Below are 14190 nucleotides of genomic sequence, written 5' to 3'. Positions count from 1 at the left end.
CTTGCTCGGAGGACCAAGGGGCGATCTGGCGTGAAGGGAAACGGATACCTGGCCTACCGCCTGCTGCTGGCGGTGGACATCCAGGCGTACAGCAAGCGGGACACCCGCGAGCAGCTGCTCGCCCAGCAGTACCTTTCGGACGCACTCGACCGCGCGGCCCGGGGCGTCGGCCTCGACCGGGCCCTCTGGGACAAGCAGGTCGGCGGCGACGGCGAGCTGGCCACCCTGCCCGTGGGCGTCGACCCGGCGCCGGTGGCCGGGGACTTCGCCATCGAGCTCGCGGCGCGGCTGCGCGAGATCAACGGTGACGGGGAGGCGGGCCCGCCGCTGCGGGTGCGGCTGGCCCTGCACCACGGCACACTCACCGCGGGCCCCTTCGGCCCGGCCGGCGACGCGCCGATCGTGGTGCAGCGGCTGCTCGACTCGGCGCCGCTGCGCCGGCTGCTCAACGACGGCCGGGACCGCGACCTCGCGTACGTGGTGTCGGACTCGCTCTACGAGGACGTCGTGCAGACCGGGTTCTGCTCGCTGCCGCCCACGGAGTTCGAGCCGATCAGGGTCAAGGCGAAGGGCACCACCTTCCGCGGCCACATCTTCACCGGCCGCGCCCGGGACGGCGGTGTCGACGGCTGGGGGGAGCGCGACGGGCCGGACGACCGCCCCGCCCGGCCCGGGACCGTGCTCGCCTTCCCCAGGCTGGTCGGGTCGGCGCCCGAGTCGTCGGCCGGCTGACCCCGGCGGCGGCGCCCGCCGCGCCGCCGGGAAGCCGTCCGGCCGCGGCGCGGTTGTGCACTGGTACACGACACGATCCCCGGGAGGCGGACGATGGCAGACGACGCGGCACTGGTGAAGCTGATCAGCGAGCGGGACATCGGGGTCCTGGCCACCCTCAAACGGGACGGCCGCCCTCAGCTCTCCACCATCAACTACCACTACGACGAGGGCCGGCGGCTGGTCCGGGTCTCGATCACCGACGACCGGGCCAAGGCCCGCAACCTGCGCCGCGACCCGCGTGCCAGCCTGCACGTCGGCAGCCCCGACGGCTGGGCGTGGGCCGTCGCCGAGGGCGCCGCCGAGCTGTCGGCGCCCGCCACGGCCCCGGACGGCGTCGAGGTGGAGGACCTGATCGCCCTCTACCGCGACATTCGCGGCGAGCACCCCGACTGGGACGACTACCGGCGCGCGATGGTCGCCGACCGCCGCGTCATCATCAGCCTCAGCGTCGACCGCCTCTACGGCCAGCCACCCGCTTCCTGAGCCGAGGGCCGGGCAGTGGCTCAGGGCGGCGGCTGGTCGGGCGGGACCGGGGGGCGGCCCGGCTCTCCGATGGTGTTCGTCCTCGCCACCCGCAGGCAGGCGGGATCGGCGTCCCGCGCCACCTCGGCCGCCGGATGAGCGGGACCGGGCAGCACCCGACCGGTCGCGGCGGGCCCGTACGGGAGCAGGGCCGGCTCCGCGGGCGACGGCGCGCGGACCGCCCGGCCGCCGGACGGGGCGGTCTCCGAGAGCAGGCCCGGCGGGCTCCGCCGCGCCGTCCGCGCGCCCGGCCCGCCCAGCGACGAACGCTCGATCAGCAGCTCGGCGACCACGATCTCGGCCAGCGCCTTGTGCTCGCCGGGCCGAGCGAGTCCGGCGTCGACCGCCGCGCGCACCCAGGCGTCCACCCCGGTGCGGATCTGCGCCGGCGTGTGCTCTTCGGGCATGGCGACGACGCGCACGATGCCGGGGAGCGCCGCGGCCCCGCCGGAGGTGTTCCGCGAGGCCGTCCCGCCGGACACCGCCGTCTCCCTGGCCAGCCGGCCCAGGGTGCCGGCGTCGACGCCCAGGTCCAGGGACCGGCAGAGGCCGCTGAGCCGGTCGAGCCGCTGCTGGAACAGTCTCGTCAATTGCCGCTCGCCCATCATTCCCCCCTCCACCGCCCGCCGCCGTCCTCGCGGGCGCGCCGGCGCACGCGCTCCACGACGCCGCGCACGGTGGTGAGCGGCATGTCGAGGAACGCGGCGATCTGAACCTGCGTGTGGTCGTTCAGCAGCAGCTCCATGACGATCCGCTCCTTCGGCCGCAGGCTCTGGAGCCACTGGCCGGCCAGCACCGAGTCGAGGGCGGCGGCGGCGGTCAGGTCGCTCCAGCCGTCCGCACCCGCGCCGCTGGAATCGACCCGGATCTCCACGGCGCCGGTGTCGACGGCGCCGGTCCGGTCCAGCCGCTCGTTGTCCTCCCACTTGCCGCGCTGCCGGTGCCAGACGGAGAAGACGTTGGGGAATTGCAGGATGCAGCAGCCTACGAAGAAGGTCTTCAGCGACGCTCCGCCGTCAGGGTCCCATTCCCCCTGCTGGAGCGTCCGCTCGATGAAGACGCGCATCGCGCGGGCGACCGTCTCGTCCGCCAGACCCTGCATGTCGTCGTCGGTCCAGGCGGGGGTGTCGGTGACCGGTAGCGGCCGGGGGCGGTGCGGGGGCATCGCCGCGCACCTGGGGATGATCTCGCCGGTCCGCATGAGCATCATCAGGATCGCCCGGCCGTAGCCGCAGAACTCCGCCTCGAACAGGGCGCGGACGGGGCCGGAGAATCCGCTCGCGCGCAGCGCCTCCAGCAGATCCCCGTCGGCCCGGCGCCGGGCGTTCTCGTCGACCGCCCCGCCGCCGGTGTAGCGGGGGAGGACGGGCCCGTGGCCGACGAGGTCGGCGGTCTCCAGCCTCCGTTCCATCCGCAGCACGTCGGCGTCGCTCATCGGAACGGCGGAGCCGGGGGCGTCGGCGTCGCCGGCGGCACCGGGCCCGACCAGTGCCGGATCCTCCCCGTCCGCGCCGTCCGCGCCGCCGGTCCCGTCGGCGCAGGGGGCGCCCTCGCCGGCCCGGCCGGCCGGACCGGCCTCGGGAGAGGGGACCTCGGTGCGGTCCTTCCCCTGCTCCTGGGGCTTGGGCGCGCTGTCGAGGGTCTCGCGGGTCTCCTCGTCGGGTCGTTCCTCGTCATTGGGCAGAGGCATCGGCCACCTCCCTGGTGTCTCGCCGGCCTCGTCATGTCTTTAGATGCACGTATCGGGCGGAACGCCATGAGCCTTTCAAGATTCTCGGAACCGGGATGAGTCCCGTGGCTCTTCCCGGATGGGTGAGGGAACACCAGTGGAGTTCGGCGAAGGGGGACATCTGTAGACAGGAGAAGGCGCGCGGAACAGGCCGGGCGCCCTTCTCCCCGGAGGACGTCATGCGGTCCGACTCGCACCTTCCCCGGCCGGACGCCGACGGGCCCGAAGGCCGCGGCGCCCTGATGACGCAGCGGGCCGTGCTCGTCCTGCTCCTGGCCATGCTCGGCGGACTCGGCTGCGGGGTCCTGCTGCTCGCCGCCGGCCGCTCGCTCCCCGAGGCGGCCCTGGGGGCGGCGGGAACGTTCGCGGCCTCGCTCAAGCTCTTCCACGAGATGATCGACTAAGGGGGACGGCTGAGTGAGAATGAGGATCCCCGGCTGGTGGAGGCTGACCAGGTGAGCTCCCCCCGTTTGCCAGAGCACCTGGAAGTGCTGTTGACCGACGAGCCGGTGCTGGACGTGTACGGGTTCGGTCCGTGGCGGGTTCCTGACGGTTTGTACGAGGAGTTGCGCGAGCGTGCGGTGGAGTACAACCGTGATCGGCGTGCGGTGGTTCTCACGCGGCAGCTCAGCGATTTCTATGGTGCGGGGACGAGTTCGGCGGGCGCCGAGCAGTGGTCGCTGCTGACGTTTTTGCTGGGGGCGTCGGCGGTGCGGGGTGGTTCTCGGGGTGATGTCGACTATGAGTTGCTGTCGGATTTTCTGGCGACGCCTGAGTCGGCGGTGCGTGACCCGGCTGCGTGGTTTACGCAGGGGGGGCGGTGGCGTCCGCCGGGCCTGTGGCTGCCCGAACCGGCGGGCAACGATCGTGAGCGGCGTGCGGTCATGCTCGAGTTGGCGCGCGCGGGTCTGGACGTCTTCGACGGCCTGGCGCCGCTGGAGGGTCGGCGGCGTGCGCTGATCGAGTTGTTCGATCGGCGCGCGGACGACCCGGTGCTGCGCGAGCTGGACATGACCGTCCCGCAGGACGGGTTCGAGGACGCCTGGCTGGCCGAGCTGCCGGACGAGACGCTGGCGGCCCTGCCCGAGTTCGCCGGTCCGGTGGGATATCTGGCCTGGGTCTGCGACGGGCTCGGCGCCGCCCACGAACGCCTGATCGGCATGGTGGGGGAGGGCGACCCGCTGGACGACGCGTTCGCCGGGGTGCTGCTGGCGGCCGAGGCCGAGGCGGTGCCCGCCGAGATGGCCGTCACGCTCGGCACCGCCCGCTACGAGTCGCTGATGGAACGCCTGCGCGCGTCGCGCGGGACGTTCTCGGTGGACTTGTGGCAGCAGGAGCAGCGGGCGTGGCTGGCGCGGGGGCTGGTCGCGGGCGAGGCCGACGCGTGCCGGGCCTGGCTCGACATGGCCGTCCGCCTCACCGGCGCCGTCCAGGGGCTGCCCGACGCCGCCACCAGCCCGCGCTGCCGCGTCCCCGTCCGCGCCTTCCAGATGGACCTGCGGCGGCTGTTCACCCGGCGCACCAGCGTGCTCAACCCGCTGACCGCACGCTTCGCCTCCACATCCGGAACGTCCGGGACCGGAGGATTCGGGCCCAACGGCTCCACGTCCGGCGGAACCGCCGTCGCCGGCGGTGGCGCCGTGCCCGCCGTGCCCGCCCAGGCCGGTCCGGCGGAGGGTGACGAGTTCGCCGACCTCGGCGCGGTCATCGGCCCGGCGGCGCTGACCGGCGCGCTGCGCGCGTCCGCCCGGGACCGGGACCGGCCGGTGCGGCTGCTGATCTCCGGTTCGGAGGGCACCGGGCGGCGCACCGCCGCCGTCGCGCTCGAGCGGGTGCTGACCGGCCAGGGCCGGATCCGCGCCGCGCTGCCGGTGTCCGACCAGTCGTTCACCTCCCTCGGGGTGAGCGACGCCGTCCTGTGGTTCCAGGCCCGCGTCCGCGACTGCGTCGAAGGGCGGCTGCTGCTGGTCGTCCGGCATCTCGACGCGCTCCTCGGCCACGACCCGGCCGGTCCGGCGGTGCTGGAGGAGCTGCGCCGCGCCCTGGCCGACCACCCGGACCTGCACGTCGTCGCGCTCTGCCGCACCGGCGGGGAGGAGCGCGTCCTGGACGCCAACCCGGCGCTCGTCCGCGGTATGCGGGTGGCGCGCACCCGCGACTTCGGCGTCCTCGACCACGCGGAGCTGTTCGGACGCGCCGTGCGGGCCCGCGGCGGCCGGGTCGAGCAGCGGGTCGCGCGGGCGGCCGGGGCGCTGCTGGCGCGGACGCCCGCCCAGCTCAACATGCGCAACGCGCGGCTCGCCGACCACCTCGCCGGGCACTGCCTGGACCGGGCCCGCCGCCGGGACGCGGCGTCCGCCGAGGTCACCGACGCCGACCTGCCGCACCGGCCGCTCACGCCCGGCACGGCCGGGTCCGACCCGCTCGCCGAGCTGGCCGCCTGCGTCGGGATCGAGCCGGTCAAGCGGGAGGTCCGCGCGCTGGTCACCGAGGCCAAGGCCGCCAGCCTGCGGCAGGAGGCCGGGATGACCGCCTTCGCGCGGTCCCGGCACCTGGTCTTCGCCGGCCGTCCCGGCACCGGCAAGTCCACGGTGGCGGGCGTCCTCGGCCGCCTCTACGGCGAGCTCGGCGTGCTGACCTCCGGGCACCTGGTCCAGGTGGACCGCGCCGACCTGACCGGCGGGTACTCCGGCGAGAGCGGGCCCCGGGTGCGGCGCGCGGTCGAGCGCGCGCTCGGCGGGATCCTGCTGGTCGACAACGCGCACCTGCTGGACCCGTCCGGTTCGCCCCGCGACGGCGAGGCCGCCGACGCGCTGATCGCCGCGATCGAGTCCCACCCTGAGGACGTGGTGGTGGTACTGGCCGGGCCGGACGTCGACCTCGGCGGGCTGCTGAAGTCCCGCGCCGACCTCGCCAGGCTGTTCCCGAAGACGGTGCGGTTCCCCGACCTGACGAGCGACGACCTGGTCGAGGTGTTCGCGGCCCGCGCCGCCGCCGACGGGTTCGCGCTCGGCGACGGCGTGCTCGCCGGCGTCCGCGCGCTGCTCCGCGACGCCCCGGACGGCGCCCGGCAGGGCAACGCCCGGCTGATGGCCGCCCTGCTGGACCGGATGGTGGCCAGGCAGGGGCGGCGGGTCCTCACCGGCGGCGCCCTCGACGAGGACGACTCCCTCGACGCGCTGTCCCTCGCCGACGTCCCGGTCACGCTCGTCCCCGCCGACCGGGCCGAGCCCGCCGACGACCCGCTGCTGGCGATCGAGCGGCTGGTCGGGCTGGACGAGGTCAAGCGGGAGGTCGGGCTGCTGGTCGCCGAGGCCCGCGCCGAGCGCCCGCGCCGCGACGCCGGCGTCCCGGCCGCCCGGCCCACCCGGCACATGGTGTTCACCGGCAATCCCGGGACGGCCAAGACCACCATCGCCCGGCTGCTCGCCGCCGTCTACGCGCGGCTCGGGCTGCTGACCTCCGGGCACCTGGTGGAGGTCGCCCGCGCCGACCTGGTCGCCGAGTACGTCGGGCAGACCGCGCCCAAGGTGCGCGCCGCAGTGGAGCGGGCGCTCGGCGGAGTGCTGTTCGTCGACGAGGCGTACGCCCTGGCCGGGGCGCACGCGCCCGGCGCGGACTTCGGGCACGAGGCGGTCGCCGAGTTGCTGCGGCTGATGGAGGAGCACCGGGGCGACCTGGTGGTCATCGTGGCCGGCTACGAGCGGGAGATGGAGCGGTTCCTGGAGTCCAACCCCGGGCTCGCCTCGCGCTTCCCCCGGGTGCTGCGCTTCCCCGACTACGGCGCCGCGGAGCTGGTCGCGATCTTCGAGTCGATGGCGGCGGGCGCCGGGTTCACCGTCGAGCCGCGCGCGCTGGACGCGGTGCGGCAGGTGCTGCGCGGCCTCGCGCGCGGCCCGCGCTTCGGGAACGCGCGGGAGGTGCGCAACCTGCTCGACCGCGCGGTGTCGGTCCAGGCCCAGCGCATCACCTCCGCAGACCCGGTCGACGAGGACGAGGTGCGGACGCTGCGCCTGGACGACCTGCGCGACGCCGGGGTCACCGAGGGCCGTCCCGGCGGGAACGACTTCGGGCTCTACCTCTAGCGGAGCGCGGCGAAGGAGACGGCCGTCGCCGGGCCGGATCCGCGGCGGAAAGGGGCACGAGGCCAAGAGCACCCCGCAGTTCTCTTGGCCTCGTGCGTTCATGGCGGCCCCGTTCAGGTGAGGTCGGGGCCGTAGACCTCCCACAGCTCGCCGGCGAAGAACCGGCCGAAGTCCAGCATCGCCCCCGCGCCGTCCGGACCCGAGGTCCGGAACGTGGTGAGCTGCCGGGCGAAGTCGGTGAGCTGGATGTGCAGGACGCCCGCCCCCGCGATCGGGGCGTCCTCCTCGTCCTCCTCGGCGACGTGCCCCTCCAGCAGCCGGACGTACAGCGTGGAGGTGTCCGGCCAGACCCGCGTCGGCGGGCCGTGCAGGACGTTCTTCTGGCCGGTGAGGGTGCGGGGCCGGTCCTCGCCGTCGGTGAAGTACAGCCGGTACTTCATCAGCCGGCGGTCCTCCGCGCCGTCCGGCGCGAAGAGGTTGAACCAGCCCCGCTGGACCGGACGCCGGCCCCCGTGGCCATCGGCGTCGATCCACCCTTCGGCCCGTGCGGTGTGCTCGGGTTCGGCCAGGAAGCGCCCGACGTCGCCGGCGGTGATGGTGAGCCGGAACGAGAGCCTCTCGCGGTCCCGGGCCAGCTCACCCGCCCGCGGGTCGGACGTGCCGTAGGTGACGAACCCCTTCATCTCCTCGGTGAACGACAGCGACGTACGGTCCGCGGCGCCGGCGGGCGGTCCCCCGACCGCCGCCGTTCCCCCCGCTTCCGGCCCGTACGCCGAGCCGTCCACCGTCCCCTGCGGCGAGCCGGTCCCCGCGACCGGCCCGGCCCCCGTGACCCCCGCCGCACGATGCTGTGCGGCGGAGCCCCCCACGTCCCCCGACGGGGGGGACGGCTTCTCGCGACCCTCGGAATCGAGGATCGCGGTGCTCATCCGGTCGGCGAACGCCGCGATCGTCAGCGACGGGTTCGGGCCCACCGGGCCGGGCATCGCCGCCCCGTCGGCGATGTAGAGGCCCGGGAACCCGAACACCTCGCCGTAGGCGTCGCAGACGCCCTCGCCCGCGTGCGCGCCCATCGGCGCGCCGCCGAGCGGGTGGACGGTGACGATGCGCTTGCGGAACCAGACCGGGTTGTCGGAGTAGTCGGCGCCGAGCACGTCCGCCATGCCCTGCATGGTCTTGCGGAGCCGCTCGAACAGCTCCTGGCTGCTCTCGGTCGTCCACTCCGCGGAGAGCCGGCCGTCCTTGAGCGCCAGCCGCCCGTCGGCGGAGTCGCGGCCCATGCCGAGCAGCGGCAGCGAGCTGACCGACAGCGCGCCGTCGCCGATGAGGTCCGACAGCTCCTGCGACAGGTTGGTGTCGGGCGCGTCCCGGAAGAACTCGGTGAACCGCGTCCACAGGAACTTCACCGCGCGCTCGATCTGGTCGGACACGTCGAACGGCTGGACCATCCAGTCGACGAACCCGGGGTAGCCGCCGTCCTCGATGTAGGCGCCGCGGCCCGCGCCCGGGACGCCGTCCAGCTCGTCGGGCAGCCGGATCGCGGTGGTGATGACCGGTCCCTTGCTGGCGTCCAGCGGCCGGACCCGGTTGCGGTCCTTGGCCTTGAGCAGGAACGTCAGCAGGTCGCCGTTGCCGCTGAACCGGGTGCCGAGCGCGTCGCTCAGCCCGGGGAACGACGCCCGCGACTTCAGCAGCAGGAAGCTCGTCCCGTAGGTGCCGGCGCCGAGGACGAGCCGGTCGCAACTGATCGTCTGCAACGGCGGCCGGTTCTTGGCCTCCGCGCCCGCGCCCGCCTCCGGGTCGTGCACGACGTAGTCGACCTCGTACCCGCCGCCCCGCCGCGGCCGGATCACCTTCACCTCGTGGCCGGTGCGCAGGTCGGCGCCGTGATGGGCGGCGGCCGACAGGTAGGTGTGGTCGAGACTGTTCTTGGACCCCTCGTTGCAGCCGATGTCGCACTCGCCGCACAGCTTGCAGGTGCGCCGCGGCACGCCGTGCAGGTTGCCGTACGGCGCGTCCGCGATCGGCAGGCTCACGCCCGGCTCGCCGCCGGGCCGCGGGGCGAAGCTGATCGCCAGCGGCGGCAGCGTGCAGTGCAGCCCCAGCTCGGCGGCGGCGTCCTGCATCGCGTGCGTCTTCGGGGTGTCGTCGAAGGGGGCGCGGCCGATGGGGTACGGGGTGCCGCCGAGCATCCGCTCGACCACGTCGTAGTGCGGGTCGAGGTCGGCACGGCTCACCGGCCACGACTCGTGGTCGCCGCCCAGCATCTTCTGGTCGTGCACGAACCAGCGCTCGTCCTTGCGCAGCAGCACGTTGGCGTAGATCAGCGAGCCGCCGCCGAGACCGGCCGAGACCACCGAGTCGCAGCCCTTGAAGCGCCACACGTCGAACATGCCGTGCAGCCCGGCGGCCGGGTCCCAGAACGCCTTGCCCATCTCGGCGGGGGAGCGCGGGAATCCGCCCGGGGGGAAGGCCCGGCCGCGTTCGAGCAGGACCACCGAACGGCCCGCCTCGGCCAGCCGGTAGGCGGCGACCGAGCCGCCGAATCCCGAGCCGATGACGACGGCGTCCGCGTGCTCGAACATCTCAGGCGGCCTTCCGGTCGACGCTGTGCTTGGCGAAGTGCGTGACGATCTGCGGGTACACGTCCTTGTGGGCGTTCTTGCCGAGGATCGGATCGATGTGGCCGTAGCCGGGGAACACCGCCAGCTCGTGCCGGCCCGGCGCGAGCCGGGACATCAGCCGGTGGCACACGATGTTGGAGTCGGTGAAGATCCGGTTGGTGTCGCCGGTGGTGTAGAGGATCGGCGTGGTGATCTCGGCGGCCCGCGCCAGGAAGTTGCCGGGCAGCGCCGCCAGCCGCCGGTCGCGCGGGTCGAACCGGACCGCCCTGCCCGCCCGCACCATCTTGCGGATGTGCCGGTAGTAGTGCACGGTTGAGGCGCCGTTGATGTCGGCGAGCCGGTCGTGCACGTGCGTCTCGGGCGCGAGGTTCTCGTGCATGAAGAACCCGGGCCGGCCGGTCGCCCACATGAAGCTCTGCATGTGGCAGGCCGACTCGCGGCACTCGGGGTGGAACAGCGAGATCGCCCGCGCCATCAGCCACCGCGCGCTGAACGGCGGCGCCTCCTTGAACCGCGGGTCGATGTAGGGCGACCCGAGCAGGTAGTCGGCGAACGGGGGCCCGGCCAGCATCTTGACCTTGGACCAGGCCGGCACCCGGGGGGTCAGCGAGACGCTGTTGACGACCAGGCTCGCGAAGTCGTCGGGCACGATGCCGCCGAACAGGCTCATGCTGAACGACAGCGCGCCCAGGCAGTGCGCGAACACGTGGATCCGCCGGTCGCCGACGTGCCGGCGCAGCTCGGCGAGCGCGGCCGGGTAGTCGAAGACGGCGATGTCGTCCAGCGAGTAGTGGCGGGTGCCGGTGTTGTACGGGTAGTGGTTGCTCATCCGGAAGTCGAGCGCCCACACGTCCGGGAAGCCGTTGTCGTGCAGGTGGCTTACCAGGTTGCGGATCTCGGGCATGATGAACAGGTCGCTGGAGGACGTCAGGCCGTGCAGCAGCAGCACGACGTCGTCGCTGTGCTCGCGGCGGAATCGGGTGAGCTTCAGGCTCAGCTCATCCTCGGTCGTGAAGGGGTGGACGGACACCTCGGCGTCCGTGACACCGTCCAACGAGAACCGTGGGATGTGGCGTGGCATGTCTATGTCCTCCCGATTTCGTGCTGGGCCAACAGTGTCAAACCCTGATGCGGATGCGGCATCGTGGAAAACCCGTACTTGGCGGCCCCCTACGGAGTGAGAGTCGGCGGGCGGCGCCGGAGTTCACCGCGCGCCGAAGTAAAACCCCTGGCCGCGGGCCCGGCCGCGGCCACGTCGCGCCCCGGCCGCGTCCGAGTGGCGGCTCCGTGGAGGACGGGCGGGCGTCAGGTCGCGGGGTCGTCCGCCGTCCGGTTCAGCGCGGTCGCGACGCCGACCCGCGACGACACGCCGAGCTTGGTGAACACCCTCGACAGGTGCGTCTCGACCGTCCGGACGCTGAGGAACAGCCGCTCGGCGACCTGCTGGTTGGTGTAGCCCTTGGAGACCAGTGAGGCGATCTCCTGCTCGCGTGGCGACAGCCCGAAGGGCCCGCCGCCGCGTCCGCCGGCCCGCCCGCCGCGTCCCCCCGCCACCCGGACGCCGAGCCGCCGCTGCTCGCGGACCGACTGGGCGTGCAGGGCCTTGGCGCCGCACCGCTCGAACAGCTCGGTGGCCGCGCGCAGCCTGGCCCGGGCCTGGTCGCGCGCGCCGGCTGTGCTGTGCGCCAGCCCGGCGGCGAGCTCGGCCCGGCCCGCGTCGACCGGGCGCTCGGCGAGCAGCAGCGTCCGGGCGGCCTCGGCGGCGAGCTCGGCGGACGCGGCCGGATCCTTGCAGTGGAGCGCGTGCGCGCGGGCGAGCGCGGCCAGGCCGGTGTCGCCGCGCAGCTCCGGGTGGGCGATCATCTCGGCCAGCCCGGCCCACTTCAGCGCCTCGTCGGCGTGCTCGCGGCCCGACTCGACCTGGGCCATCAGCTCGCAGCAGCTCACCAGCGTCGCCGGGTCGAGCTTGGGCGCCGCCGCGTCGCCGCAGGCCGCGACGATCGCGGTCGCGCCGCGCTCCGGATCGCCGGAGTTGATCAGCGCGACGCCCTGCGCGTAGCGGGCCAGCGCGCCCCACCACTCGTCGGCGCCGATGTCGTTGCGGACGGCCTCGTCGCCGAGGCGCAGCGCGGCGTCGTGGTCGCCCGACCAGCTCGCCACCAGGCACTGCTGGGTGAGGCCGAAGACCAGGGCCTCGCCCGAGCGCAGCATCCGGGCGACCTCGGTGGCCTCCTCGGCCGGGTCGGCGGCCTCGGCGAGCCGGCCGAGGCTGGTGAGGGTGCGGGCCCGCGCGGTCAGCAGGTAGGTGATGAACGACGCCTGCCCGGTGGCGCGGGCGACGGCGAGGCAGCGGTCGAGGTGCCGCAGCGCGTCGCCGAACCGGCCCATCATGCTCTCGCTCCAGCACAGCCACGGCACCGAGTCGAGGCACTCGGCGAGATGGCTGTCGGGCGCGGACGCCCAGACGCGGTCGGCGGCCTCGGCGTAGGCGATGGCCTCGCCGACCCGTCCGGCGGCGTAGGCGGGCAGCGCCCGCATCGACGCCACCGCCACCTCCAGGCCCGGCGCCCAGTCGGGCGCGCTGTCGGGCATCCGGTCGAGCACCGCCTGGGCGCCCCTGATGTCGACGCGCATGAGCCGGTCGGCGACCAGCCGGACGCGCAGCAGGACCGCCGCGGGCGCCTGCGGGTCGGGGATCCTGCGCAGCTCGTCCAGGACGAGCGCACGCGCCTCCTGGTGGCGGTGCAGCAGCCGCTCGATCACCGCGCACAGCTGGACGGCCCGCGCCCGCCGGTCGTGGTCGTCGGCCGGCAGCAGCCGCAGCAGGGTGCGAGCGGTCTCGCGCCCCTCGGTGAGGCGGCCCCCGACCGTCTGCACGTGCGCGAGCTCCATCAGCAGCCGCAGCCGCGGCGGGGGAGCGGCGTCCTTGCCGGACGGCCCGTCCGGCTCCCGCTCGCCGTCCTCGGGCATCAGCCGGAGCGCGGCCTCCATCCAGTGCGCGGCCGTCGCCGGGGCCTGGGCCGCGACGGTGCGGGCCGCGTCGACCAGCGTGGCGATGGCCGCCTGGTCGCCGTAGTGCGCGGACCGCTCGACGTGGTGGGCGCGCAGCGTCGCCGGGGCGCCGAGCGCGGCGAGGTGGGCGGCGATCCGGGCGTGCGCGGCCAGCCGCCAGCCCGCCGCGGCCGACCCGTACGCCACGTGCCGCACCAGGGGGTGCCGGAACTGGAACCGCCCGGCCGCGCCCGACCGGACGACGTCGCGCGCGACCAGCTCGTCGAGCGCCCCGAGCGCCGCGTCCTCGGGCATCTCCGCGCCCGCCGCGGCGAGCGCGGGCTCGAACTCGTCGGCGGCCACGGCGGCGGCCCGCGCGAGGAGCAGCGCGCCGGGGGACAGCGCGCTCAGCTCGACCTGGAGGGCGGTGCGCACCGCCGGGGGCAGCTCGGGCAGGTCCTCCAGCCCGGACAGCGCGCCCTCGGCGGTGGCCGTCTCGCCGGACGGCTCGCGGCGGGCCAGCGCCTCCAGGTAGAACGGGTTGCCGCCGCTCGCCTCGTACAGCGTCTGGCAGCGCGACCGGCTGACCTGCGGGCCGAGGAACTCCTCGACCTCGGTGCGGGTGAGCGGGTCGACCGACACGCTCAGCCCGTGGTCGCCCGCCGCGCCGACGAGCGTGGCCAGCCGCGGCGAGGTCTGCGCCGGACGGTACGCCGTCGCGATCAGCACCCGGGCGCGCGGCGGATGCCGGACGAGGTAGTCGAGCAGTTCGATGGTCGCCTCGTCGGCCCAGTGCACGTCGTCGAGGAGCAGCACCAGGCCCGAGGGGGAGGCGACCTCCTCCAGCAGGCGGCGGACCGCGCGGTGGAGCTGGTAGCGGGCGACGCCGACGAAGTCGGCCCGTCCCTCGCCGGACGCGTCGCCGGACGCGGCGGCGGGATCGGCGACGGGGGCGGCGGAGCCGGCGCCCATCAGGGCGGGGAACACCCGGGCGAGCAGCACCGTGGTCGCCCCGTCGAGCTCGGGCCGGTGGTCCTCGAGATGGTCGTCGAGCGCGTCGACCAGCGCCCCGAACGGAATCTGCTGCTCGAACTCGGCCGCCCGTCCGGCCAGCACCCGCAGGTCGCCGACCGAGCCCAGCCCGGCGACCTCGGCCAGCAGCCGGGTCTTGCCCGCGCCCGGATCCCCGGACAGCGCCAGGAACCGGAAGGAGCCCCGCGCGGCGGAGCCCAGGGCCTCCTCCGCGACGCGGAGCGCCGCTTGCCGTCCGACGAGCGGAACGTCGCCGGAGACAGCGCGCGGGCGCTTGTCAGTGCGACCCTCCATGTGCACACCCCAACTGACACAGGCGGTCGATACGCCGTGACCATGCTCTAAGTCGCAATTCGCCAGAATTGCGGTATTACCCTATCGACCAAACAAGCGCACGGGCCGGGCAACACGCCCCGGCCCCGCCGGTCGACCG

At 74.6% G+C, this 14190-nt stretch carries 9 protein-coding genes; 4 read left to right on the top strand and 5 right to left on the bottom strand.

What is annotated here, in order from left to right; translation table 11 throughout:
- Positions 1-30: 30 nt before the first annotated feature.
- Together OHA34_RS09010 and OHA34_RS09005 are read left to right on the top strand one after the other, a co-directional pair.
- Positions 31-732 carry a hypothetical protein gene (locus OHA34_RS09010; RefSeq protein WP_329521319.1) on the top strand — a complete coding sequence of 234 codons (702 nt, stop codon included), beginning with the start codon at positions 31-33 and terminating at the stop codon, positions 730-732.
- Between the two features lie 93 nt (positions 733-825).
- A complete protein-coding gene (locus tag OHA34_RS09005; protein WP_285940630.1) occupies positions 826-1257 on the top strand; it encodes a PPOX class F420-dependent oxidoreductase in 432 nt (143 codons plus the stop codon).
- A gap of 20 nt (positions 1258-1277) precedes the next feature.
- Here the strand turns inward: OHA34_RS09005 and OHA34_RS09000 are convergent, their stop codons facing one another.
- Together OHA34_RS09000 and OHA34_RS08995 are read right to left on the bottom strand one after the other, a co-directional pair.
- Positions 1278-1886: a hypothetical protein gene (locus tag OHA34_RS09000; RefSeq protein ID WP_329521318.1), complete on the bottom strand. Its 609-nt coding sequence runs from the start codon at positions 1884-1886 to the stop codon at positions 1278-1280.
- A gap of 14 nt (positions 1887-1900) precedes the next feature.
- Positions 1901-2986 (bottom strand): hypothetical protein, encoded by a 1086-nt coding sequence (locus OHA34_RS08995; protein WP_329521317.1) that lies wholly within the window; start codon positions 2984-2986, stop codon positions 1901-1903.
- Positions 2987-3204: 218 nt separating this feature from the next.
- Between OHA34_RS08995 and OHA34_RS08990 the strand changes: the two genes are divergently transcribed.
- Positions 3205-3429 carry a hypothetical protein gene (locus OHA34_RS08990; RefSeq protein ID WP_285940627.1) on the top strand — a complete coding sequence of 75 codons (225 nt, stop codon included), beginning with the start codon at positions 3205-3207 and terminating at the stop codon, positions 3427-3429.
- A 480-nt stretch (positions 3430-3909) separates the two neighbouring features.
- Entirely contained in the window at positions 3910-7110 is a 3201-nt protein-coding gene (locus tag OHA34_RS08985; protein ID WP_329521316.1) for an AAA family ATPase, read from the top strand.
- Between the two features lie 113 nt (positions 7111-7223).
- Here OHA34_RS08985 and OHA34_RS08980 read toward each other — a convergent pair whose 3' ends face one another.
- The 3 genes from OHA34_RS08980 to OHA34_RS08970 form a co-directional block, all read right to left on the bottom strand.
- The gene (locus tag OHA34_RS08980; protein ID WP_329521315.1) at positions 7224-9695 is read right to left on the bottom strand and encodes a GMC family oxidoreductase; all 2472 of its coding nucleotides are present in this window, start codon (positions 9693-9695) and stop codon (positions 7224-7226) included.
- A 1-nt stretch (position 9696) separates the two neighbouring features.
- Positions 9697-10815 carry an alpha/beta hydrolase gene (locus tag OHA34_RS08975; protein WP_285940624.1) on the bottom strand — a complete coding sequence of 373 codons (1119 nt, stop codon included), beginning with the start codon at positions 10813-10815 and terminating at the stop codon, positions 9697-9699.
- 224 nt (positions 10816-11039) lie between these two features.
- Positions 11040-14051, bottom strand: coding sequence for a helix-turn-helix transcriptional regulator (locus OHA34_RS08970; protein ID WP_329521314.1), 3012 nt, complete (start codon positions 14049-14051; stop codon positions 11040-11042).
- Positions 14052-14190: the final 139 nt, after the last annotated feature.

The organism is Spirillospora sp. NBC_01491 (assembly GCF_036227065.1).
Taxonomy (GTDB): domain Bacteria; phylum Actinomycetota; class Actinomycetes; order Streptosporangiales; family Streptosporangiaceae; genus Spirillospora; species Spirillospora xylanilytica.
This window is presented reverse-complemented; position numbering and strand designations above follow the sequence as displayed.